This window comes from Paraflavitalea sp. (assembly GCF_059502485.1).
On the sequence record NZ_JCACET010000008.1, the window covers coordinates 1,596,745 to 1,620,764 of the forward strand.

At 47.1% G+C, this 24,020-nt stretch carries 26 protein-coding genes; 17 read left to right on the forward strand and 9 right to left on the reverse strand.

The genetic code is table 11. The features are described 5' to 3' along the window. The first annotated feature begins 17 nt into the window (after positions 1–17). From AC5JBY_RS09245 to AC5JBY_RS09265, 5 genes are all read left to right on the forward strand, one after another. On the forward strand, positions 18–773 hold the full coding sequence (locus tag AC5JBY_RS09245; RefSeq protein WP_495904290.1) for a zinc ribbon domain-containing protein: 756 nt from the start codon (positions 18–20) through the stop codon (positions 771–773). A 75-nt stretch (positions 774–848) separates the two neighbouring features. Next, positions 849–2,336, forward strand: coding sequence for a tetratricopeptide repeat protein (locus AC5JBY_RS09250; protein ID WP_495904291.1), 1,488 nt, complete (start codon positions 849–851; stop codon positions 2,334–2,336). A gap of 61 nt (positions 2,337–2,397) precedes the next feature. Then, positions 2,398–4,056, forward strand: a complete 1,659-nt coding sequence (gene recN, locus AC5JBY_RS09255) for a DNA repair protein RecN (protein ID WP_495904292.1) — start codon at positions 2,398–2,400, stop codon at positions 4,054–4,056. 241 nt (positions 4,057–4,297) lie between these two features. Next, positions 4,298–4,510 (forward strand): hypothetical protein, encoded by a 213-nt coding sequence (locus AC5JBY_RS09260; protein WP_495904293.1) that lies wholly within the window; start codon positions 4,298–4,300, stop codon positions 4,508–4,510. 86 nt (positions 4,511–4,596) lie between these two features. Beyond that, positions 4,597–5,409, forward strand: a complete 813-nt coding sequence (locus AC5JBY_RS09265) for an enoyl-ACP reductase FabI (protein WP_495904294.1) — start codon at positions 4,597–4,599, stop codon at positions 5,407–5,409. A gap of 102 nt (positions 5,410–5,511) precedes the next feature. On the opposite strand, the gene AC5JBY_RS09270 is transcribed toward AC5JBY_RS09265, so the two are convergent. Beyond that, positions 5,512–5,733, reverse strand: a complete 222-nt coding sequence (locus tag AC5JBY_RS09270; RefSeq protein ID WP_014221625.1) for a DUF2795 domain-containing protein — start codon at positions 5,731–5,733, stop codon at positions 5,512–5,514. A 289-nt stretch (positions 5,734–6,022) separates the two neighbouring features. Here AC5JBY_RS09270 and AC5JBY_RS09275 point away from each other — a divergent pair, with 289 nt between their 5' ends. Continuing rightward, positions 6,023–6,673 (forward strand): ABC transporter ATP-binding protein, encoded by a 651-nt coding sequence (locus AC5JBY_RS09275; protein ID WP_495904295.1) that lies wholly within the window; start codon positions 6,023–6,025, stop codon positions 6,671–6,673. Here AC5JBY_RS09275 and AC5JBY_RS09280 read toward each other — a convergent pair. From AC5JBY_RS09280 to gatC, 3 genes are read right to left on the reverse strand one after another with little or no spacing between them, the layout of a single operon-like run. Further along, complete coding sequence (locus tag AC5JBY_RS09280) at positions 6,670–7,230, reverse strand: cob(I)yrinic acid a,c-diamide adenosyltransferase (RefSeq protein ID WP_495904296.1); 561 nt, start codon at positions 7,228–7,230, stop codon at positions 6,670–6,672. The two genes, AC5JBY_RS09275 and AC5JBY_RS09280, sit on opposite strands and share 4 nt — an antisense overlap. Positions 7,231–7,239: 9 nt before the next feature. After that, entirely contained in the window at positions 7,240–7,944 is a 705-nt protein-coding gene (locus tag AC5JBY_RS09285; protein WP_495904297.1) for an ABC transporter ATP-binding protein, read from the reverse strand. A 33-nt stretch (positions 7,945–7,977) separates the two neighbouring features. Then, on the reverse strand, positions 7,978–8,277 hold the full coding sequence (gene gatC / locus AC5JBY_RS09290) for an Asp-tRNA(Asn)/Glu-tRNA(Gln) amidotransferase subunit GatC (RefSeq protein ID WP_495904298.1): 300 nt from the start codon (positions 8,275–8,277) through the stop codon (positions 7,978–7,980). A 58-nt stretch (positions 8,278–8,335) separates the two neighbouring features. Between gatC and trpS the strand changes: the two genes are divergently transcribed. The 3 genes from trpS to AC5JBY_RS09305 all read left to right on the forward strand — a co-directional run bounded on the left by trpS (position 8,336) and on the right by AC5JBY_RS09305 (position 10,593). Next, a complete protein-coding gene (gene trpS, locus AC5JBY_RS09295) occupies positions 8,336–9,346 on the forward strand; it encodes a tryptophan--tRNA ligase (protein ID WP_495904299.1) in 1,011 nt (336 codons plus the stop codon). Between the two features lie 114 nt (positions 9,347–9,460). Beyond that, a complete protein-coding gene (locus AC5JBY_RS09300; RefSeq protein ID WP_495904300.1) occupies positions 9,461–10,096 on the forward strand; it encodes a deoxynucleoside kinase in 636 nt (211 codons plus the stop codon). Between the two features lie 65 nt (positions 10,097–10,161). Next, the gene (locus AC5JBY_RS09305) at positions 10,162–10,593 is read left to right on the forward strand and encodes an energy transducer TonB (protein ID WP_495904301.1); all 432 of its coding nucleotides are present in this window, start codon (positions 10,162–10,164) and stop codon (positions 10,591–10,593) included. 1 nt (position 10,594) lies between these two features. Here the strand turns inward: AC5JBY_RS09305 and AC5JBY_RS09310 are convergent, their stop codons facing one another. Next, the gene (locus AC5JBY_RS09310) at positions 10,595–11,131 is read right to left on the reverse strand and encodes a DUF922 domain-containing protein (protein WP_495904302.1); all 537 of its coding nucleotides are present in this window, start codon (positions 11,129–11,131) and stop codon (positions 10,595–10,597) included. A gap of 177 nt (positions 11,132–11,308) precedes the next feature. Further along, on the reverse strand, positions 11,309–12,913 hold the full coding sequence (gene pckA, locus AC5JBY_RS09315) for a phosphoenolpyruvate carboxykinase (ATP) (RefSeq protein ID WP_495904303.1): 1,605 nt from the start codon (positions 12,911–12,913) through the stop codon (positions 11,309–11,311). Between the two features lie 356 nt (positions 12,914–13,269). Here pckA and AC5JBY_RS09320 point away from each other — a divergent pair, with 356 nt between their 5' ends. From AC5JBY_RS09320 to AC5JBY_RS09350, 7 genes are all read left to right on the forward strand, one after another. Beyond that, positions 13,270–14,562: an aminopeptidase P N-terminal domain-containing protein gene (locus AC5JBY_RS09320; RefSeq protein WP_495904304.1), complete on the forward strand. Its 1,293-nt coding sequence runs from the start codon at positions 13,270–13,272 to the stop codon at positions 14,560–14,562. Positions 14,563–14,565: 3 nt separating this feature from the next. Next, complete coding sequence (locus AC5JBY_RS09325) at positions 14,566–15,330, forward strand: CDP-alcohol phosphatidyltransferase family protein (protein ID WP_495904305.1); 765 nt, start codon at positions 14,566–14,568, stop codon at positions 15,328–15,330. Further along, positions 15,327–15,572 carry a phosphoribosylformylglycinamidine synthase subunit PurS gene (gene purS / locus AC5JBY_RS09330; RefSeq protein WP_495904306.1) on the forward strand — a complete coding sequence of 82 codons (246 nt, stop codon included), beginning with the start codon at positions 15,327–15,329 and terminating at the stop codon, positions 15,570–15,572. Before AC5JBY_RS09325 ends, purS begins: the two co-directional genes overlap by 4 nt. Before the next feature lie 3 nt (positions 15,573–15,575). Next, positions 15,576–16,283: a 16S rRNA (cytidine(1402)-2'-O)-methyltransferase gene (gene rsmI / locus AC5JBY_RS09335; protein WP_495904307.1), complete on the forward strand. Its 708-nt coding sequence runs from the start codon at positions 15,576–15,578 to the stop codon at positions 16,281–16,283. Positions 16,284–16,421: 138 nt separating this feature from the next. Continuing rightward, the gene (locus tag AC5JBY_RS09340; RefSeq protein ID WP_495904308.1) at positions 16,422–16,871 is read left to right on the forward strand and encodes a PepSY-like domain-containing protein; all 450 of its coding nucleotides are present in this window, start codon (positions 16,422–16,424) and stop codon (positions 16,869–16,871) included. Between the two features lie 222 nt (positions 16,872–17,093). Continuing rightward, positions 17,094–19,109: a M1 family metallopeptidase gene (locus AC5JBY_RS09345; RefSeq protein WP_495904309.1), complete on the forward strand. Its 2,016-nt coding sequence runs from the start codon at positions 17,094–17,096 to the stop codon at positions 19,107–19,109. A 109-nt stretch (positions 19,110–19,218) separates the two neighbouring features. After that, a complete protein-coding gene (locus AC5JBY_RS09350; RefSeq protein WP_495904310.1) occupies positions 19,219–19,647 on the forward strand; it encodes a DUF1801 domain-containing protein in 429 nt (142 codons plus the stop codon). A 361-nt stretch (positions 19,648–20,008) separates the two neighbouring features. Here AC5JBY_RS09350 and AC5JBY_RS09355 read toward each other — a convergent pair whose 3' ends face one another. The 3 genes from AC5JBY_RS09355 to AC5JBY_RS09365 all read right to left on the reverse strand — a co-directional run bounded on the left by AC5JBY_RS09355 (position 20,009) and on the right by AC5JBY_RS09365 (position 22,560). Beyond that, positions 20,009–20,659, reverse strand: a complete 651-nt coding sequence (locus AC5JBY_RS09355) for a response regulator (RefSeq protein ID WP_495904311.1) — start codon at positions 20,657–20,659, stop codon at positions 20,009–20,011. Between the two features lie 150 nt (positions 20,660–20,809). Further along, complete coding sequence (gene rsmG / locus AC5JBY_RS09360) at positions 20,810–21,460, reverse strand: 16S rRNA (guanine(527)-N(7))-methyltransferase RsmG (RefSeq protein WP_495904312.1); 651 nt, start codon at positions 21,458–21,460, stop codon at positions 20,810–20,812. Then, the gene (locus tag AC5JBY_RS09365) at positions 21,430–22,560 is read right to left on the reverse strand and encodes a glycosyltransferase (RefSeq protein WP_495904313.1); all 1,131 of its coding nucleotides are present in this window, start codon (positions 22,558–22,560) and stop codon (positions 21,430–21,432) included. Before AC5JBY_RS09365 ends, rsmG begins: the two co-directional genes overlap by 31 nt. A gap of 312 nt (positions 22,561–22,872) precedes the next feature. Here AC5JBY_RS09365 and tgt point away from each other — a divergent pair, with 312 nt between their 5' ends. After that, entirely contained in the window at positions 22,873–24,012 is a 1,140-nt protein-coding gene (tgt, locus tag AC5JBY_RS09370) for a tRNA guanosine(34) transglycosylase Tgt (protein WP_495904314.1), read from the forward strand. Positions 24,013–24,020 lie beyond the last annotated feature (8 nt).

A 24,020-nucleotide genomic window follows, 5' to 3' on the forward strand; every position in this document is an offset into this window, starting at 1 on the left:
AAAACCATACAGCATATATGGCTAACGTAAAAGAGTATTCTGTTGAGGAAAAATTATCCTCACTGGTTTCCCTCCAAAAGATTGAATCCAAAATAGATGAGATCCAGGTATTGAAAGGTGAGTTGCCGATGGAAGTAAGTGACCTGGAAGATGAGATCGCAGGTCTGCACTCACGTCAGACAAAGATCGAAGAAGAGATCAACGGTATTCAGGAGTTCATCTCCAACAAAAAGAATCTGATCAAAGAAGCTGAAGCTCTGATCAAGAAATACGAGAAGCAAAGCGAGAACGTAAAGAACAGCCGCGAGTTTGAAGCGATCAACAAAGAGATCGAAATGCAGCAACTGGAAATGAAGCTGGCTGAAAAACACATCCGCGATGCCAACGAAGAGATTGCTGAGAAAGTAGTAGTCCTCGACAAAGCCAAAAAGAACATTGGTAATAAAGAAGGCGTACTCGGCACCAAGAAAGGTGAACTGGAAAAGATCATCGCTTCTACTGAAAAAGAAGAAACACACTTCAATAAACTGTCTTCTGATGCCCGTGAAAAGGTAGAAGAGCGTTTGTTGAACTCTTACGACCGTATCCGCAAGAACTACCGCAACGGTCTGTCTGTAGTACCTGTTGAGCGCGATGCCTGCGGCGGTTGCTTCAACGCTATTCCTCCTCAACGCCAGAGCGAGATCCGCCAGCGCAAGAAGATCATCGTTTGCGAAAACTGTGGTCGTATCCTGGTAGACCGCGACCTGTTTGACAGTGTTGAGGTTAAATAAGATCATTTGTGCCTTAAATACTATAAAGGGCGTTCAGCAATGAACGCCTTTTTATTTGTACTATATTGCATTGCTATGAATTACCGGTTATGCTGTCATATCTTCCTGTTATGCCTGCTATCCCTCCCTGCGCTGGCGCAGAAAACCTTCGACTTCAATGCTACCTGTCGACAGGCTTATAAAGAGATCATTCAGCTAAAATTAGAAAGCGGTCAACAGTTGTTGAATGCAGAAAAGGCACAGCATCCCAATAACCTCATACCTTACTTCTTAGAAAACTACATTGATTTCTTCACCCTCTTTTTCAACGAAGACCAGGCTGAATATAAAAAGCGTATCGATCACCTCGACGACCGGCTGGACCTGATGAATGAAGGGCCGGAAGATTCACCGCTGTACTTATATACCAAGTCGATATTGCATTTTCAGTGGGCAGCCATCCGCGTCAAGTTTGGCGAACGTTGGGATGCAGGGTGGGAATTTCGCCGGTCATTTCTGCAGGCGAAAGACAACCTGAAGAACTGGCCTTCTTTTTCCCCCAACCTGTTGTATTATGGCGCCATGCAGATGGTGACCGCCACTATTCCCGATGGTTATAAATGGTTTAGCAACCTGCTGGGTATGAAGGGTGATATGAAGGCAGGGATGGACCGCGTAAAGCAATTCCTCAACGGCAAAGATGAATGGGCACAGCTCTTTCATGAAGAAGCCATCTTCTATTATTGCTACCTGCAGTTCTACCTCAACAACGATAAAAAAGGTGTAGCTGAATTTATCGGTCAGCAACAGCTGGATATAGTCAACAATCACCTGTTTACCTATCTCGCCGCCAATCTCAGCCTCAACAACCAGCAGGCAGACAAAGCAAAGCAAGTGTTGGAAGCAAGAAGCAGGGCTGCGGGCTATATGCCTACGGCAATATGGGACCTCGAAATGGGCTATGCCAAGCTGCATCACCTGGAGCCGGATGCTCATATTTATTTCGAGAACTTTATCCGCAACTTCAAAGGGAAGTTCTATGTGAAGGATGTGTTGCTGAAGTTGAGCTGGCATTACTACCTGCAAAACGATCAAGCAAAAGCAGACTGGTACCGTAAAGAGATATTGAACAAAGGCAATGCCGAAACGGATGCCGACAAACTGGCGCAAAAAGAAGCCAAAGCCACCCGCTGGCCTAACCGCTTGTTGCTACAGGCGCGGCTACTGAACGATGGCGGTTATCACCGGGAGGCCCTGCGTATGCTACATGGTAAAACAACGGCGGACTTTGCCCAGACGGAAGAAAAGCTGGAGTTTGCCTATCGGGTAGGCCGCCTGTACGATGACCTCGGTGTAGATGACGATGCCATCCTTTTTTATAAAGAGGCTATTGCCATTGGCGAAACCCGTAAAGAGTATTTTGCTGCCCGGGCAGCCCTTCATATTGGTTTTATTTATGAAGCACGGAACGACAAAAAGACCGCCATCTCCTGGTTTGAAAGATGTATTAGCATGAAAGACCATGACTTCAAAAACTCCCTCGACCAGCGGGCCAAGTCCGGCATCGCCCGATGCAAGGAATGAGGATAACATCTTTGCAGAAATACTTCCGGATTAGCTAATTTGCCCCATCGTTGTTTTTCCTATGCTTAAGAAACTTTTTATTCAGAATTACGCCATTATTGACGAGATAGAAATTGACTTCTCGGCTAGACTAAATATTATTACTGGTGAAACCGGTGCGGGTAAGTCTATCCTGATGGGAGCTTTGTCGCTCATCCTGGGCGACCGGGCAGACTCCTCCGTGCTGCTGGACCGCACCAAGAAAAGTGTAGCAGAAGGTACATTTGATACCAACGGGCGGAAAGAGATAAAGGCTTTTCTTAAAGAAAACGACCTGGACACAGAAGAAGAACTGGTCATCCGCCGCGAGATAGCTGCTAATGGCAAATCAAGGGCATTTGTAAACGATACACCGGTGAACCTGGAGCAGTTGCGCCAGCTTAGTTCGCTGCTGGTAGACCTGCATCGCCAGTTCGATACGCTCGATCTCGGTGCTTCCGATTTCCAAAGAGATGTGCTCGATGCTTTGGCCGGTCATGCCACATTAGTGCAACAGTACCGCACACTGTATACGCAATGGCAACATAGCCGTCAGGCGTTGAATGAACTGCAACAGCAGAAAGATCAATTCACAAAAGAATACGATTATAATAAGTTCCAATTCGATGAGCTGGAAGAAGCGGGCCTGAAAGAAAATGAGTTGGAAGAAACGGATGCTACTTTAAAGCTACTGAGCAATTCAGAAGGTATAAAAGGCGCCCTTACCAAAGTGTCGTATGAACTGAACGAAGGTGAGCAGCCAATGGTGCAGCAGCTTAAGTCATTGTGCAACCAGCTACAAGGCTTTACCGGTTACCATGCCGATCTGCCTGCATTGTTGCAACGGCTGTTGTCGGCACAAATTGAACTGCAGGATATAGCGGATGAGGTAGAGCGCATCAATGATCATGTGCAATATGATCCGCAAAAGATCGAGCAATTGAATGACCGCATGACGGTTGGTTACAAGCTGTTGAAAAAGCATGGCGTAAAAACAACTGCAGAGTTGCTGGCTATTAAAGGATCGCTCGAAGAAAAGCTGCAGGCGGTGTTGAACATCGACGAAGCTATCCAGGAGAAAGAAAAAGCGGTGCAGCAGCTTCAGCAGGAAGCCCTGGCAGTGGCTAAAAATATTTCTGCCAACCGCGTTAAGCAGATCAAGCCTTTGCAGGATAAAGTAAATAAACTGCTGGCGCAGGTAGGTATGCCCAATGCCCGCTTGCAGGTAGACGCGCAACAAACGGATAATTTGCAAACGCATGGCCTCGATACGATCGAGTTCCTGTTCGATGCCAACAAGAGCAACCGCTTCGAGCCTATCCGTAAGGTGGCTTCCGGTGGTGAGTTGAGCCGGTTGATGCTGTGCATCAAATCGCTGGTGGCGCAATCGCTTGATCTCGGTACGCTCATCTTTGATGAGATCGATACCGGTATATCGGGTGAGGCCGCCAAGCAGGTTGGTGTGATCATGAAAGACCTGGCTAAGAAGCGGCAATTGATCAGCATTACCCACCAGCCGCAGATAGCTGGCAAGGCCGATGCTCACTACTTTGTTTACAAGCAGATCAAGGGGGATACCATCAAAACGAACATTAAACAACTTACGCAGGAGGAGCGGATCACTGCTATTGCCAAAATGCTCAGTGGTGAAAAGCCTACAGCAGCAGCATTGGAAAACGCCCGTGAAATGGTGATGAACTAATGATACCTTTTCTCCCTTCTATATTCGATAATCCCTTCCTGTTAATTACCCTGGCTGTATTTGGCGTGCTGCCCGGGTATTTCGTTAACAAATATCTTTTAAAGCTTACGCGTCCCAAGGAATCGGTCGTTAGGTTTTTGGCTTACCTCGTTATTCTGGCAGCTTTCACATTATTTTATACGTGTATCGCGATCGTTATACTGACTAAGTTTTATTTTAAGCTCCCATAGTCATCTTTACCATGCTTATCCTCAAAATACTGCTGTTTCCTTTGCTGGGTAGTATCGCATTACTAATAGGTTTTGTGGCTTACCGGTATTTTAATGAAAAGATCAAGGGTAGTGAAAACATCTGGCAATTGCTGTTCTATTCCTGCTCACTCATCACCATCAATATATGTATAATCCTGGGCGGCTTATGGGGGCTGCTGGAGGCGTATAGGCTGCTCCGCTGATGTTTAATAGTCAAATATTCCTATTTTTACGCCGCTTAAACAATATCCGGGAACCATCAACAAAAACAATAAACTATAGACCCGCTATGTCGTACAACCTGCTCAAAGGAAAAAAAGGGATCGTATTCGGTGCGCTGGATGAAAAATCCATCGCCTGGAGAACTGCATTACGTTGCCATGAAGAAGGCGCACAACTGGTGTTGACCAATGCTCCGGTAGCCATGCGTATGGGAGAGATCAATAAACTGGCCCAAACTACCAATGCTCCGGTGATCCCTGCAGATGTAACCAATATGGATGATCTGAAGAAGCTGTTTGAAGAAGCCATGAAGCACTTTGGCGGCGGTATTGATTTTATACTCCACTCTGTAGCAATGGGTATGAACGTACGCAAGGGTAAACATTATACAGAGATCGATTATGCCTGGAACCAGAAAACACTCGATATATCTTCTATGTCCCTGCACCGCGTATTGCGTACAGCCTGGGATATGGATGCGCTGAATGAGCATGCCAGCGTGGTTGCGCTCACCTATATCGCTGCACAGCGTGTGTTCCCCGACTATAACGAAATGGCTGATGCCAAGGCCCTGCTGGAAGCAGTGACCCGCAACTTTGGTTATCACTATGGCGTTCGTAAAAAAGTAAGGGTAAATACTGTGTCCCAGTCACCGGTAAGAACAACAGCCGGTAGTGGTGTGAAAGGTTTCGATGGATTTATCAGCTATGCAGAGAAAATGAGCCCCCTGGGTAATGCCGATGCTGATCATTGTGCCGATTACTGCGTAACCCTGTTCAGCGATCTTACCAAAATGGTAACGATGCAGAACCTGTTTCACGATGGTGGATTCTCTTTCACCGGCGTTACACAGGCCGTGATCGAGCAAATGGAGAAATAAACTTCAATCGGTCAGGCCGCTCGAAGCGGCCAGACCGGTTTAGAAAAGAATAAAAAAAGCGGACTTCAATAGTCCGCTTTTTTAATAAGTTGTCAGTACGTTTTAGTATTCATCCTCGTTAAAGAAGAAGTCGTCCTGGCTCGGATAGTCGGGCCAGATGTCTTCAATACCCTCGTAAATCTCTCCTTCGTCTTCCAACTCCTGGAGGTTTTCCACTACTTCGATGGGGGCGCCACTACGGATAGCGTAGTCGATCAACTCGTCCTTGGTAGCAGGCCAGGGTGCGTCTTCAAGATATGATGCTAATTCAAGTGTCCAAAACATGAGTGGCCGTTTTAATTTTTATCCGGGTTTCTACCTGTATCGCTTACAACAGGTCAGCAAAACCCTAACAATTGTTTCCCGGGAAGTGTTGCATGGTTCCGGATTTCATTCCGGCAGGCAAAAACGGTACCCGGTAATTTTTCGCAAAAGTAACTTTCTTGGCGAAAAAACCAAATCAATCTTTGAAAAGTGGGAACAACATTTTCTTAAAAAATTTGCCATGCCTGTTTACCGGGCCTGAAGCCGATGGTTTGTAGTATCTTGACGCTTTCTTTACAACGCGCAATTCATGTTAACGGCCACCAACATACATAAATATTACGATCAGCTTTGGGTGTTAAAAGGGGTAGATTTGACCATACAGCAAGGGGAAATAGCCAGCATTGTAGGGCCTTCCGGCTCCGGAAAAAGTACTTTACTCCATATTTTGGGTACGCTGGACCACCCCAGCCAGGGGGAGATCAGGATCAATGGCGAGCGGATCAATTTCCTCAATGATAAGCAGGTGGCGAATTTCCGCAATCAACACATTGGGTTTGTATTCCAATTCCATCATTTACTGCCTGAGTTTACAGCGGTGGAGAATGTCTGCATACCCGGCTGGATGGCTGGCCGCCGCAAAAAAGACGTGGCGGAGCGGGCGGTACACCTCCTGGAAACATTGGGATTGGGGAACAGGGTGGACAATAAGCCGAATGCCCTCTCGGGCGGTGAGCAGCAGCGGGTGGCGGTAGCGCGCGCGCTGATCAATAATCCCAAGATCATCTTTGCCGATGAACCTACGGGCAACCTCGACTCGGCCAATGCAAGGGAACTGCACCAGCTTTTCTTCGACTTACGTAAGCAATTCAATCAAACTTTCCTGATCGTGACGCACAACGAGGAGTTGGCGCAGATGAGCGACAGGATCCTGCACATGAAAGACGGGAAGATCGTTTAAACCCGCGGTTTCCAGGGTATTTCAGGGGCTTGTAATTGCTGGCCGGCAAAGCGTGCTAGGGTGAACAGGTAATCGCTGAGGCGGTTGATGTACTGTATAATAATGCCTTCCACTTGCTCTCCTTCCAGTTCCAGCCTTACGCAGCAGCGTTCGGCCCGGCGGCATACGCAGCGGGCAATGTGCAATTGTGATACAGTTGCATGGCCACCCGGCAGAATGAAGTTCTTCATGGGGGGCAGAACATCCGTCATACGGTCTATTTCCTTTTCCAGGAATTGAATGTCTGTATCCTTCAGATCGGGAATGTGCATTTTAGTGTCCTTGGCAGGATCACAGGCCAGCGCCGCGCCAACAGTAAACAGGCGGTCCTGTGTTTCCTGTAAAGTGGCCCTGCTTGTCTCATCAGTGAGCAGGTCGCGGCACAGGCCGATATACGAGTTCAGCTCATCTACAGTGCCATAGGCTTCAATCCGCAGGTGCGATTTGGGCACTTTGGTACCACCGATCAGGGAGGTGTTCCCCTTGTCACCGGTCTTGGTGTATATCTTGAAAGCCATAATTGTTAATTAAGCATGTACTGCGTGGCCCGCCTTGCGTTCATCTTTTTCGATAACGCCGTCCCGTAAACGTACGATGCGGTGGGCATGGTTGGCAATGTCTTCTTCGTGGGTTACCAGTACTACGGTATTGCCGCTGGCCTGTATCTGGCCAAAGATGTCCATGATCTCTATGGAGGTTTTGGTATCGAGGTTACCGGTAGGCTCATCGGCCAATATAAGAGAGGGGCTGTTCACCAGTGCCCGGGCAATAGCTACCCGCTGGTTCTGACCACCCGAAAGTTCATTGGGTTTGTGGTGGCTTCTTTCTTCCAGTCCTACCTTCTTGATCACATCCATCGCCATCTCGATCCGCTGCTTTTTGGGTATGCCGGCATACACCAGTGGTAGTGCCACGTTTTCAAGAGCGGTAAGGCGGGGTAGCAGGTTGAACTGCTGGAATACGAAACCGATCTCATTATTGCGTACTTCGGCCAGCGAATCATCCAGCATCTTGCTCACATCCTGTCCGTTCAGTACATACTTACCGGCAGTGGGGGTATCCAGGCAGCCCAATATATTCATGAGCGTACTCTTTCCCGAACCGGAAGGGCCCATCAGCGCCACATATTCATTTTTAAGGATATCCAGGTTGATACCTTTCAGTACACGGATTTCCTGTTTGCCCATGAAATAGCTCTTACGGATCTCTTCCAGGTGGATGATTGCGTGCATAATTTACTTGTAGTTGCTTTTATTGCCGAGGTTTCAGACTTCAGACTTCCTGATCACTTTGGGCACTTTAAAGAATACGCCATCAGTATCGGGGGCATTCTTTACAGCTTCCTCCCTTGATATAGAGCCCTGTAACACGTCTTCCCGCAAGATATTCTCATTATCCGTCATGTGTAACAGGGGGGCTACACCCGTGGTGTCCAGTTCATTCAGTTTGTCGACAAAATGGATCATTCGTTGCAGGTCGTTCTTGATTATTTCTTTTTCTCCCTCATTGAACTGCAAACGAGCCAGGTTGGCGAGGTTTTCCACTAATGCGTCATTGACTTCCATACCAAACAAAAATAGCTAAAAGCAGGTCGTAGACCAAAATTCCTATCTTCGCGCTCTTATGGAAAAGCGTGTTCAGCAACAGATCGTTATGAGTGGCATTCGTCCCACCGGCTTTTTACACCTCGGGAACTATTTTGGGGCGCTGCGGAATTTTGTGCGTATGCAGGAGGAATATCCCTGCTTTTTCATGGTGGCCGACCTTCACGCGCTGACCACCCATCCTGATACCAAGGAGCTAAAGACCAATATTCACCGTGTACTGGCTGAGCATATTGCCTGCGGCCTCGATCCCGATAAAGCGGCTTTGTATTGCCAAAGCCACGTATACGAAACATCTGAACTGTATCTTTTCCTGAATATGCTGGCTTATATGGGTGAGTTGGAAAGAACTACTACGTTTAAGGACAAAGCCAAATTGCAACCCGATAATATCAATGCCGGATTGCTTACTTATCCAGTATTGCAGGCGGCAGACATCATGCTGCACCGGGCCGAACTGGTACCGGTGGGCAAAGACCAGGAGCAACACCTGGAGATGGCGCGCACTTATGCAAACCGTTTCAATCACCGCTATGGTGAGGTGTTCCCCGAGCCTTTCGCTTTCAACTATGGCTCACAGCTCGTGAAAGTGCCCAGCCTCGATGGCGCCGGCAAGATGAGCAAGAGCGAGAACCAGAATGCTACACTCTACCTGTCGGATACCGATAAACAGATCATCGATAAAGTAAAGAAGGCCCAAACCGACAGTGGGCCTACTGTACCCAATTCTCCAAAGCCCGACTACATTGAAAACATCTTCCTCCTGCTGCAACTGGTAAGTAGCGAAGAAGTGGTTAAGAAATTTGAAGCCGATTATAACAGTTGCACTATCCGCTATGGTGATCTGAAAAAGCAACTGGGAGAGGATATGGTTCGTTTCATTGCCCCTATACGGGAAAAGGCAGAAGCCATCCGTAATGATGAGCAATACCTCAAAGAGGTGATGGAGAAAGGCGCTGCAAAAGCCACTGCCAGTGCGAAGGCAACCATGCAGCTGGTACGTACAGCAATGGGGCTGAATTATTATTAAAAACTCCAGGTCCGTCCACCAAAAACCAAAAAGAAGTAATACCTTAAATTTTTGGTCCATTCTTCCCAGGCTCATTGCCAGGGAAACAGGATCTGATTCTATGAACTAATTACGATGGCAAAAAGCAAAAAACCGAAGCATATAGCTGTAGCAGGAAATATTGGTGCTGGAAAGACTACCCTTACAGAACTGCTGAGTAAACATTACCGCTGGATACCTCAGTTTGAAGATGTGGACCACAATCCTTACCTGTTTGATTTTTATGAGGACATGCCCCGTTGGAGCTTTAACCTTCAGATATACTTTCTCAATAGCCGCCTGAACCAGTTGCTGGATATTCACCGCGGCACCGAAACTGTAGTACAGGACAGAACGATCTATGAAGATGCGCACATCTTTGCGCCCAACCTCCATGAGATGGGTCTGATGAGCAAAAGGGATTTCGATAACTACTTCCTGTTTTTTGAAACATTGAAATCCATGGTGCAGCCACCCGATCTGCTCATTTACCTCAAAGCATCGGTACCTACCCTGGTAGCCCAGATACAAAAGCGGGGAAGGGAATATGAAGAGAATATACGCCTCGACTACCTGAAGCGCCTCAACGACTTCTACAATAAATGGATCGATGGTTATAAAGAAGGTCCACTACTCGTAATCGATATCGACAAGAACAAATTCCCCGAAAACGAAGAACACCTCGGAGACATCATCCGCCGCATAGATTCCCAATTGTACGGCTTGTTTTAATGTAGTAACAGATTTGTGGAATTGCTGGTGTAATGCATCTTACCAGCAACCCAAAACTTATTTGTATGAATATCGCCAGGTATTTCCTGGTACCATGCATTATTTGCTGTATGGTAACCAGTGCTGCTGCGCAAAAGAATACAAAGAAAGCATCCACAGAAGAAGAGGTAGATAAGATATTTACCAAAGTAGAAATTGACGGAGGCACCAACATACAGGAGTGGACCAATTATATGAAAAAGAGTACGGTGTTACCGGAAGCGCTGAGAAAGGCCATTCCTCCCGGCACCTATAAAGTACAGATCAGCTTCATCCTTGATATACACGGTAAACTGTCTGATATAAAAGCAGATAATGATCCCGGCTACGACCTGGCAGAAAGAGCGTTGAAAATATTTAAAGGCTACAAGGGGCTGTGGCAGCCCGCCAACCAATGTGGCCGTTCAGTAAAAAGCTATAAGAAGATGCCGGTAATATTTGTGGTGCCGGCAGAGTAGGCTATTTATGATTGTAGGCAGCGTATTGCTTCAGCGACACCAGGTCATCAGTTATTTTCTTGAGCCACACAGCCTGCTTTTCCTTGTTGCGGGAAAAATCGGTTTCCTTATCGTACTCATTCTGGGCAGCATGGTGTAGCACCATCACGCTGTCGTAGATCTTGTTCACATCGTCGCTGACTGTTTTGGCGTTGAAGTGGTAACCTTTCAGAGCCTGGTAGAGCTTACGAGCGTGGAGTTCGGCAATATCGAAATGCCCTTGTTCATGCTGCAGGATGGGGATGTTGCGAACACGTACCCACGACTTGTTCTTGTCGAACCGGCATTTGATGCTGAATTGCAATTCCTGGTCATCGTAGCCAAATTCTACGTTGATGGAGCTGCTGGTAAGCGCTGCATTGGTGGAGGCAGGGTCGGCCGGGGCTTTAAAGTCGTCCCAGGTAAGTTTCCTGGTGGCTGTCCACTCGATCAGGTTGGCGTTGGCCTGTTCTACACTGGTGAGCGCTGCCAGCAGGAAGGTAAAAATAGATGTGAGCATGTCTTTAGCTAAAAATCTTTCTCCCAAAAATAATCAAGACGAAGGTAATCACCGGCAGGTTTGCAGGCATAAAAAAAACTCTATCCATTTAATGGGATAGAGTTCCTATAGCAGTAATCGTTTGAGGCCGTGCTAAATCCACAGGGGTTTAGCAAATGAGATATAGTAAGACAGCTTTTAAATAACAGGTGCTGCTTCTAAAACTTCTTCTTGTACGCCGGCAGCATATTTTTCAAAGTTCTTGACAAATTGCTGTGCCAGGTTACGGGCTGCGGCATCATAAGCGCCTTTATCGGCCCAGGTATTCCGTGGGTTCAGCAACTCAGCCGGTACATTGGGGCAGCTTTGCGGAACAGCCATACCAAATACGGGGTGATTGACAAATTCCACATTGTCCAGCTTGCCTTCGAGGGCTGCGGTGATCATGGCACGTGTGTAGGCCAGCTTCATGCGGCTGCCGGTGCCATAACCGCCACCGGTCCAGCCAGTGTTGATCATCCACACCTTTACATCGTGTTTACGCAGCTTTTCGCCCAACATGGCGGCATACCTGCCCGGATGAAGGGGTAGGAAAGGAGCGCCAAAGCAAGCGCTGAAGGTAGACTTAGGTTCTGTAACCCCTGCTTCGGTTCCCGCTACCTTGGCCGTGTAACCCGAAATGAACTGGTACATAGCCTGGGCAGGCGTAAGCCGTGATATAGGGGGCAATACACCATAGGCATCGCAGGTAAGGAAAAAGATATTGGTAGGTAGATTGCCTACCGAAGGCTCCTGTGCATTGCTGATGAAATCCAGCGGGTAAGATACCCGGGTATTCTCAGTAATGGATTTATCGGCAAAGTTGATCTTGTTGTTACCGGGGTGGAAACCAATATTCTCTACCAGTGCGCCGGGGCGGATGGCATGGAATATTTCAGGTTCTTTCTCTTCGCTCAGGTCGATACACTTGGCATAACAGCCGCCTTCGAAGTTGAAAACGCCGTTGTTGGTCCAGCCATGCTCGTCATCACCGATCAGCTTACGCTGTGGGTCGGCGCTAAGTGTTGTTTTACCAGTACCGCTGAGGCCAAAGAACAGGGCCGTATCGCCCTTCTTGCCCATGTTGGCCGAGCAGTGCATGCTCAGCACACCCTTTTCCTGGGGCAGTATATAATTAAGTACAGTAAAGATGCCTTTCTTGGTTTCGCCGGTATAGCCGGTACCTGCGATCAGGATGGTGCGGTGCTTAAAACTGATTACCGCGGCATTGTGCTGGCGAACGCCACATTCAGTGGGATCGAGCTTCAGTTCAGGCGCCGACAGGATATGCCAGTCGGGCGTAAAGTTTTCCAACTGTTCATCCGTAGGGCGGAGGAACATATTATAAGAAAAGAGGTTGATCGCGGGCTTTTCATTCACTACACGGATGTTTGTGCGATAACGTGGATCGGCGCAGGCATAAGCATCGCGTACCCACAATTCGTTTTTACTGTTCAGGTGATCAACAATCCTTTTTTGGATGATGTGGAAGTACTTTTCTTCCAGGGGTAAGTTGAATTCGTTCCAGTGTACGGAGTTGGCGGTGATCTCGTCCTTCACCGTGAACTTGTCTTTGGGGCTGCGGCCGGTAAACTCACCGGTACGGATCACGAGAGCGCCTGTGTCGTTCAAAACGCCTTCATTCAAACGCAGTACGTCCTGCACCAGTTCTTCGGGCGTAAGCTGGTAGTGAAGCGTGTGGTTTTGTCGAAACCCGAGGCGGGTTAATTGATCAATGGAGATCGCGATGGTTGATACTGACATAAACAAGCACTTTATAAGTTAGGCTGTAAAGGTAGAATTTAAAAAAATCTAATGCAAAGCGCCAAAACCGTCAAAAATTGAATATTATTCAATCAAAGGCGTGATTTTAGGCTAATTATACGCCTAACAAATGTTAGTTTTTCGTAAGCTTTCAACAATAAGCACCTTTCACTAAACCATTCCTAAAAAATAGATTTTTTAGTTAAAAGCATCCATTGACCAACCATTGACTGATTTTATCGCGATTTTCATTTTAGACCCTTTAAGAAGTAGCCTCTTTCCCTGTCAACCTCTCAACTTTCCAACCTTTCAACCTTCCTGTAATTCGTTCAGATTCGTGTCATTATCTTTACCACATGAAATACCTTCCGCTCGATCCAAACATCTTTGTGCAAAACCGGAAACGCTTCATAAGCCGGATGGAAAAGAACAGCATTGCCATCTTCAACAGCAATGACGAACTGCCTACCAATGGCGACGCTACCCACAAATTCAAGCAAAACTCCGACCTGTACTGGCTTTGCGGTATCGACCAAGAGGACACCATGATGATCCTGTTTCCCGACAATCCTGATCCCAAATTCAGAGAAGTGTTGGTATTGGTACGTCCCAATGAGTTGAAGGAAAAATGGGACGGTAAGCGGTTGAGAGCAGCGGAAGGGCGCGAAATAGCTGGAATTGATACGGTTCTTTGGCTCGATAGCCTTGAAGGCATACTCCAACCCTGGATACACCTCGCAGATACCATTTATCTCAATACCAACGAGAATGATCGGAAGGCCAATCTGGTGCCGGTGCGCGATTACCGTTATGCCGAAACCATGCGGCAACGCTATCCCCTGCACCAGTACAAACGCAGCGCCCGTATCATGAAAGAACTGCGGGCCGTGAAAACACCACAGGAAGTAGTGGTGATGCAACAGGCCATCGACATAACACACAACACATTTTTACGTTTATTAAAATTCGTGAAGCCGGGCGTGATGGAATATGAGATCGAGGCAGAGATCATGCACAGTTTCCTGTCGCAAAGAGCTACCGGGCAGGCGTACAACAGCATAGTGGCCAGTGGCGACCGGGCGCGCACCCTGCACTACATTGAAAATAACCAGGAGTGCAAGGATGGAGAGTTGATACTGATGGATTTTGGCGCTGAGTATGGCGGCTATTGCGCCGACCTCACCCGCACCATACCTGTCAACGGCAAGTTCACCAAGCGGCAGAAAGACGTGTATAACGGGTGCCTGCACCTGCACAATTATGCCAAAAGTATCCTGAAGCCGGGAATCACCATCGCGGCTTACACAGATAAAGTAGGAGCAGAGGCCAATAAAGTATTTGTGAAGCTGGGCTTGTTAAATAAGCAGGACCTGAAAAATGAAGACAAAGACAACATGGCTTATCGCAAGTACTTATATCATGGTATTTCACACCACCTCGGCATCGACGTGCATGACCTGGGCAGCCGTACCGAACCAATAACAGCTGGTATGGTGTTTACCATTGAGCCCGGCATATACATCGAAGAAGAGCAGATGGGTATCCGGATCGAGAACAACGTATGGCTTACAAAAACCGGTAATAAAGACCTGATGGCTAAAATACCCATCACCGTAGAAGAGATAGAATCTTACATGAAGAAAAAATAAATAATGAAGACGATCCCTAACTTATTTACATTACTCAACTTATTCTTTGGTTGCTGTGCTATCGTGTTTACCCTGCAGAATGGAATCGATCATGCGTTTGATGGAGAGGGAGAATACTTTGTGCGGTTTCCGGAACAACTGGCCCTCGCTTCCCTGTTCATTGGTATTAGTGCCGTAGTGGATTTCCTCGATGGCTTTGTGGCCCGTATGTTCAAAGCCACTTCCGAAATGGGCAAACAATTGGATTCTTTGGCCGATGTGGTGAGCTTTGGTGTAGCGCCCGGACTTATTATATATCAATTTCTCCGCTTGAGTCTGGCCCAACAGGAAGACGGGCTCGATGCCAGCATTGGCTGGTTGCTGCCTGCATTCATTATTCCCTGTGCGGCCGCCTGGCGCCTGGCCAAGTTCAACATCGATGCCAGCCAACAATATGGCTTTAAAGGCATGCCTACGCCGGCAGCCGGCCTGTTGATCGCCTCTTTGCCCCTCATTTATTTCTATGGAAACCAATCAACTGTTAACCAGGTATTGGCCAATAAATGGGCTTTATATGGGATTATTGCCATAGTTACTTACCTGATGGTCAGCAACATTCCGCTACTGGCCCTTAAATTCAAAGATTTCTCCCTCAAAGGCAATCTGCCCAAAATTATTTTGCTGCTGGCAGCCGTGTTGGGAGCGGTTTTATTGAAGTGGCTGGCAGTTCCGGTCGTGTTTATTCTCTATATCATTGTATCTTTGGCGTTCAAAAATAAAACCACATGACGTATAATGTTCAGGTTACTGTAATGCCGCTGAAAGAATTACTGGATCCACAAGGCAAAGCCGTGATGGGCGGATTACAAAACCTGGGATTGAATACAGTGCAGGATGTACGTGTAGGCAAGAACATCACTTTGCAGGTAGAGGCCAACAACCCCGAAGAAGCCAAAAAGATTGCTGAAGAAGCCTCCAAAAAATTACTGGCCAACCCCGTAATGGAATACTTTGAAGTATCAGTTAATTAGGTAATGCTCTATATCGTTCCCACACCCATCGGCAACCTGCAGGATATTACCCTGCGTGCACTGGAAGTGTTGAAAAAGGTTGACCTGATACTGGCAGAGGACACACGCACTACAATTAAACTACTCAATCATTACCAGGTGATACGGCCACTGTCGCCCTTTCACCAGCACAACGAGCACCAGGTATTGCAGCACCTCGTCAACCAATTGATGGAGGGCAAGGACATGGCGCTTGTATCGGATGCCGGTACGCCGGGTATTTCAGACCCTGGCTTCCTGCTCGTACGAGAATGCATTAAAGTAGGTGTGAAAGTGGAATGCCTCCCGGGCTCAACAGCATTTGTACCAGCCCTGGTCAATAGCGGTCTACCCGCCAACCGCTTCGCGTTTGAAGGCTTCCTGCCCCAAAAGAAAGGCCGGCAAACCATCTTTAAAAAGCTGGCCGAAGAAGAACGCACCATGATCTTTTATGAGTCGCCCCACCGCCTGGTGAAAACACTGCAGGACATGATACAGTACTTCGGTGCCGATCGTCAATGCAGCGTAAGCCGCGAGCTCACCAAAATGTATGAAGAGAATGCGCGCGGAACTTTACAGGAAGTTTGCGAACATTTTAAGAAGAAAGAGGTTAAAGGAGAGATCGTAATGGTAATTGCAGGAAAAGAAGAGAAAGCCGGAAAACGGGCAGAGACTCAAGAAGATGATGATTGAACGCAGGATATTGTACACTCTACTCAAGAAAGTTGATTGCCGATTGTCGCCTGCCGATTGCCGACTCATTTTAAGTTTTCCTTATCACAGCCGGGTTTAATATTTGCATACAATAGATGAATAATTAAAACAGTAGTAATGAAAAGCATTATCACCTCACTAATCTTTGTATTGACTTTCGCATTGACCAATAATGCATTAGCACAAGTACGCAGCGTTCCGGCAACAGTAACAGAAGCTTTTAAAAGCAAATACCCCAGTGCCTCCAATGTAGAATGGAAGGACAAGCTGTCGGGCTTTAACGCAACATTTGATAACAACGGCGGTCACTACGAAGCCCGTTTTAACAATAAAGCAGTATGGCAGTATACAGAAGAAAAAGTAGGAGAGCCCGGTATGCCTGCAGCTGTAAAAGATGGTTACGCCAAAAGCAAATGGGCTGAATGGAAAATAGAAAGCGTAACGAAGATCGAATTGCCCGGCGATAAGGTGCAGTACCGCGTGCTGGTAGTAAAAAGCGACTTGCAGAAAAAGAACCTCCTGTTCAACAGCGAAGGCCGTCTGCTGAAAGATAATATTACTTTATAAGACAGTCGGAAAGACCGAAAGTCTGCAAAGTCCGGAAGCAATAGTGACACTATTCTTCCGGACTTTGTATTTTATGTCCCTGCAACCAGAAACCTGTAACCTGTGACTTGTAACCCCGCTCTTCCCTTCTTTCTGACTTCCGGACTTTTCCGACTTCCCGACTTCCTTTCTTTTCCCTACCTTCCGGCTTAGAATTTTAGAACAAAACCCAAGGAAATCTAAATGAGAAAACACACGCTTTTATTGGTTGGCTGTTTTGCTGTTACAGCAGCAATGGCACAACCCGATCGCTGGCAACAACGGGTGAAGTACACCATGGACATCAACATGGATGTGAACACCAACCGGTTCTCCGGCAAACAAAAACTGGAATACACCAACAATTCCCCGGATACACTTACCAAAGTATTCTATCATTTGTACTGGAATGCGTTTCAACCCAACAGCATGATGGATGCACGCAGCCAGGAACTGGGTAAGATCAAGGTAAGTGGCCGCCCCGATTGGGATGGCCGCGTGCGCGACCGTATTGCCAACCTGAAGCCTGATGAGATCGGCTACCAGAAAATACAGTCGCTCAAGATGAACGGCGTGGCTCAGAAATATAATGTACAGGAAACCGTCCTGGAAGTGATATTGAGCAAGCCCATCCTGCCCAAAACGACCGTTACGTTCGATATGGATTTTGAGGCACAGGTGCCTTTACAGATACGTCGCAGTGGAAGAGATAACCCGCAAACAGGTGTGCGTTACTCCATGAGTCAGTGGTACCCCAAATTATGTGAGTATGATTACGAAGGCTGGCATCCTACACCTTATGTTGCCCGTGAGTTTTATGGCGTGTGGGGCGATTTCGAAGTAAAGATCACCATCGATAAGAATTACCTGATCGGTGGCACCGGTTACCTGCAAAATCCCAACCAGATAGGACATGGTTACCAGGCACCCAACGTAAAAATAATGGCGCCCGCCGGGAATACATTGACCTGGCATTTTGTAGCGCCCAACGTGCACGACTTCATGTGGGCAGCAGATCCGGAATACGCACACGTTACACGTACTGTTGCCAACGGTCCCGTGATCCATGTGATCTACAACCGCGACGAAGCGATGCTGAAGAAGCAGTTCGAGGCAATGAATGAAACGAATAAGCGCCGGTATGACAATGATGTAACGAAATACATGTCCAGCTACGATGCGCAGTGGGAGCGTATAGCTGATGCAGCAGTGACTGTGTTGCCATTCATTGAGAAGAAGTTTGGTGCCTACCCTTATAAGCAATACACCTTCATACATGGTGGTGATGGCGGTATGGAATATCCCATGGGAACGTTGATCGTAAGCGCCAGCTTAGGCACAGCCTTCCACGAATGGATGCACACCTGGTACCAGATGCTGTTGGGCACCAACGAATCTGAATACGCCTGGATGGATGAAGGGTTTACCAGCTATGCCGAAACACTGGTGACAGAATATTACCAGGCAGTAACTAAAAACCAGGTGACACAATCTGATGTAGGTACAGGCCCCCGCAAGCCGCAACTGGTAGACTCCCTGACCAAAAGCAATAGCTTCATTGGAAAAGCGAACCCTCACAGCGGCGCATATCAGGGATACATCGCGTTGTCGAAAAGTGGACTGGAAGAACCACTTACCACCCATGCCGATCATTTTGAAACCAACTTTGCCTATAGCATTGCTTCTTACTCAAAAGGGGAAGTATTTATGGAGCAGTTAGGATACATTGTAGGTGCTGACGTACGCGATAAGATACTACTGGAGTATTATCGTCAGTGGAGGTTTAAACATCCCAATGTAAACGACCTGATCCGTATAGCAGAAAAGGTGAGCGGTATGAAACTGGATTGGTACCGCGAGTATTTCGTGAATACCACCAAGACTATCGACTATGGTGTAGACAGTCTTTGGGAAGAAGGTGGCAAAACCAAAATACGCGTAAAGCGTGTAGGTAAAATGCCTATGCCTTTGGATGTGCTGCTGGTATATAAAGACGGCACGCGCGAAATGGTGAACATTCCAATGTACCTCATGTTCGGCGCCAAGAAACCGGAAGATGCTTCCATTCCCACTACGACTACCGAGCCCTGGAAATGGACACATCCTACCTTTGTATTCGAAGTGAACCATAAGCTCGCTGACCTGAAGCTGTTGGAAATTGATCCCTCACAGCGGATGGCCGACGTAGAGCGAACCAATAATAAACTGGAGATACCATAGTACAAAAAACATTATATCAAAAGGCTGCCGCAAAGGCAGCCTTTTTTGTTTGGCAGCAGAAAATCCAGTAGCTTATACTTATAAATTAGTAAACCCAAACTGACAGGCAATGGCGAAATCCACTAACAAAACCACTCATACTACACAGAGCGTAAAAGGCTTCATCGATAAAGTAGAAAATGAAACGAAACGGGATGAAAGTCGTCAGCTTATTGAAATATTCAAAGAGCTGACAGGCTTTGAGCCCGTCATGTATGGACCTACCATTGTAGGTTTTGGTAATTATCATTACAAGTATGAGAGCGGGCGCGAGGGAGATGCGCCGTTGACGGGTTTCTCACCGAGGAAAGATGCCTTCGCTATATACCTTGCTACAGAGTTCAATAAAAAAGAAGAGTTGTTAGCACAATTGGGTAAATACAAAATAGGAGCAGGGTGCTTGTATGTAAAAAAGCTGGACGATATTAAATTGCCCATATTGAAGAAGCTCATCACCAATTCAGTGGCCCATATCAAAAAACAATACCCATCAAAGTAAAAAACCGTCCCAATACCAATGAGACGGCTTTTTCCTAAATAGATAAGGTCGGTTAATGTCTGTTGATCAGCTAAGCGGAGAGACAGAAAAAATAAGTTTGGATAAGGTATAATGGCTAACGTATCAGACGAGTGCGACCCGGAGCAAAGGTAGACGCATAGGGCATCCGGGGCAATACCACTTTATGGTAGTTTTTAATCCACAGAATAGGTGAGTGCTGACATTGGTTAGTACTACTTACAATACTAACGGTGATCGTTGGGGTTGCAGGGTACCGCGATGATGCGGGAGATAAAAAGAACGGCCCTGGTAATCATGGCTATACTAATTCATGACTGCCAAAGCCGTCTAAATCTATCGGTTAACGTCCAAAGAATTTGTTGATTGCTTCTACCCGGTTGTTCACGTGCAGCTTCTCGTAGATGTGATACACGTGCTTGCGAACAGTTTCCTGGCTGATGAATAAGCTGGCAGCTATCTCTTTGTACAGCATGCCTTTAGCCAGCAGTTCCAGAATTTCTTTTTCCCGGTTGGAGAGTACACTCAGCGAGGAGGCGTCTGGTCCCGCTTTTTCTACAGGCTGTTTATTGTGCATGAAAGCACTAACCACCTTACGGGCTATCTGGCTGGTCATGGGAGCGCCACCTTCTTGTAGTTCTCTGATGGCTTCCAGCAGTTTATGGGGAGCTGTTTTCTTCAGAATGTATCCACTGGCACCGGCTGTAAGCGCCTCGAATATCTTCTCATCATCCTCATACACCGTACACATCATGAAAAGGATTTCCGGGTACTCGGCTTTCAGGTGCCGCACACAATCAATACCACTCTCTCCTTCACCCAGGTTTATGTCCATCAAAACAATATCGGGTTTCAGCAAAGGGATCTGTTGCATGGCCTCTTCCGCAGAACCAACACTACCCAATAACTGGTATCCATCAGACATGAGAACGATCTGTTCCAGTGCTGACCGAATATCCTTATTATCGTCTACTATGCAAATGCTAATATCCATGGCACAAAGTTCCGGGTTTTGGTGGAACAGGGAATACCACTTTGTGGTAATTTTAAATACCCACTTACATGGAATAAATTAAGAAAGATGTTTATAAATATACTAAATGGGTAATAGCTTGCACAACTAATTACTCAACAACTTGTGCACTTATTGGTAAGGGACAAACAGCAGGTATTTTTCTTTGAAATAATCTTCAGGAAATATTTCATACATCTCTAAAACAGTTGGTTTGCAACTGCTTTCGGCTATCTCAGTGGTGAGGTCGCCACCTTTCAGGCATATCAAACCGGGATTGCGGTGCTGGGTGGAAGAAGGCTTTTTCAGCAACGGTTTAGACCAGTGCCATAGATCTTTCAGCGGTGCCACAGCGCGCGATACCACATAGTCGAATTTACGGTTCTTGATCTCCTCAACGCGGCTATGTTGAGCAGTTACATTTTTTAATCCCAGCGCTTCACTTACTGCTTGCACCACCTTGATCTTTTTACCAATACTATCTACCAGGTGAAAGCGCACCTCCGGATAAAAGATGGCCAGGGGAATACCTGGAAAACCTCCGCCTGTGCCAAGGTCTACCACCTCAAGGCCAGGCGCCCATTCAAAAGCGGCAGCAATACTGAGTGAATGCAGCACATGCTTTTCATACAGGCTTTCCATATCCTTGCGGGAGATCACATTGATCTTGCTGTTCCAGTCTGCATATAAAGCATCCAACGCCCCCAGCTGCTCCAGTTGAGCAGGAGAGAAATCACCAAAATACTTCGTGATCAGTTCCAGTTTTTCTTGGGCTTTTTCCATAATGCCGGCGCAAAGATGCAATAATAAATGAACATCCAGATATCCAGCAGCCACCACCAGGCAAAAAGATCCTTTTCATTGAGCTTGGACATAGCCTTGTGGTAAATAATAGCCTGGGTAATGCTGCGCACCAAAAAGATGCCCAGGCTGATACGCCAGTCAAAAAAGATAGCGCTGAGGATGAGCAGTGGGTAAAAAAGAAAGTGTGTAAAAGAATACAGCCCCAGCAGGAAACGGTGGGCTGGCTTATAAAATTTGCCGGTAGTAAAGTGACGGTTCTTTTGCCTCCACCAGTCGCCAAAGTTCTTCTTGGGCGAGGAAAGTGTAATAGCCTCCTGATCGATCATGATGGCAGTATTGCTCTTGGTAGCCACCCGGTTGATAAACAAGTCATCATCACCACTCTTTACGTGGTTGATGGAGGAGAAACCTTTATTGGCAAAGAACAGGCCTTTTTTATACGAGAGATTGCGGCCCACACCCATATAAGGCATGCCGGCCAGCGCAAAAGAAAGATATTGTAAAGCCGCATGAAACGTCTCGAAGCGGATGAGCTTATTGAGCATGCCCGGCAGCTTATGATAAGCACCATAGCCCAACACCACTTCAGTGCCGTTGCTATAAGCGTCCTGCATTTTCTGCATCCAGTTCTCTGAAGCAGGTACACAGTCGGCATCCGTCAGCAATAAAATTTCATGACGGGCTTCTTTGATACCAATAGATAAAGGATATTTCTTGCCGGGGATGCCTTTGGCTTCCTGCTCCAGGTTCACGATATGAAGGCTCTTAAACGTTTTCTTAAACTCCTCCAGCAGGTAGCGCGTTTCATCCTGGCTATTGTGATTCACCACAATGACTTCATGCGTGGTAGGGTAAGTCTGCACCAGCACACCCGGCAGGTTCTTAGCCAGGTTGGCCGCCTCATCACGGGCGCAAATGATAACACTTACAGGATGTTGTTGAGATTGTATCTTCCCGGAAGGCTTATACCAGGCCAGCCGCTGAAATAAGATCCAGTAATAAAGCAATTGAATAAAAGCAACGACACAAAACACATAAAACAATACTTGCCACCAGTTAATCAATGACAAAAAGGCCATACATACAATTTAGGGTCAATAGCGAACAAAATACAAAAATACGCGACAGACCGTTAGTGAGCCCGAGAAACATTTCAACGGCTGGGGAAAACAACCCCCTAAACCTCCCTTGTAGCCTCGCTTCCAGCCCTTTAGTTAACCATTTTACGCATAACTTATGTTGATGGTTTCAGCATTGCCCGGCCCTTTAGGGCCGGGGGTAAGATTCTACGCACTACCGGGCTTTAGCCCAAAGACCCGTAGCTCAAAGCCTCGATGTCTTGTTGCCTTCTTAATGCCTCGTTGCCTTTCTTTCTTATCTTGCGCCCCATTATGGCTGTTTTACAATTCGAACTGGAGGTAACCGATCAGCGGTCCAAAGCCCGGGCAGGCACTATCACAACCGATCATGGGCAGATAGCGACCCCCATATTTATGCCCGTAGGTACGGCCGGTAGTGTGAAAGCGGTATCACAGCAACAATTAAAAGAAGACGTTCAGGCTCAGATCATTCTGGGCAATACCTACCACTTGTACCTGCGGCCCGGACTGGAAGTGCTGGAGCAGGCAGGAGGGCTACACAAGTTCAATGGCTGGGACAGGCCCATACTCACAGATAGCGGTGGCTACCAGGTCTTTTCACTGGCTGCCAGCCGTAAGATAACCGAAGAAGGCGTCGTTTTTCAATCGCACATAGATGGTTCCCGTCACCTGTTCACACCCGAAAGCGTGATGGACATACAACGTACGATCGGTGCCGATATCATCATGGCCTTCGATGAATGCCCGCCTTACCCCAGCGAATATGCTTATGCAAAGAAGTCGATGGAACTTACCCATCGATGGCTCGATCGCTGCTTCAAACAGTTCGACAATACGCCTGACAAATACGGCTACACGCAAAACCTGTTTCCCATCATACAGGGCAGCACCTTTGCCGATCTGCGCAAAGCATCCAGCGAATACATCGCTTCCAAAAATGCAGCGGGCAATGCCATTGGCGGATTGAGTGTGGGTGAACCGGACAATATGATGTATGAGTATACTGAATTGTGTTGCGACCTGTTACCGGTACATAAGCCCCGTTACCTCATGGGCGTGGGCACACCCTGGAATATATTGGAGTGTATAGCGCTGGGTGTAGATATGTTTGACTGCGTAATGCCTACGCGCAATGGACGCAACGCCATGTTGTTTACATCGAAAGGCGTGATCAACATCGACAATAAAAAATGGGAGAAAGATTATACCCCATTGGATGATGGTATCGATTGCCATGTAAGCAACCATTACTCCAAAGCTTACCTGCGTCACCTGATGAAAGCCAAAGAAATATTGGGCCTTACCATTGCCAGCGTACACAACCTGGCCTTTTACCTATGGCTGGTAAAAGAAGCGCGGAAACATATCCAGGCAGGTGACTTCCTCAGCTGGAAGAATGAGCAAGTGCAGATATTGCAACAAAGATTGTAAGTGGGTTT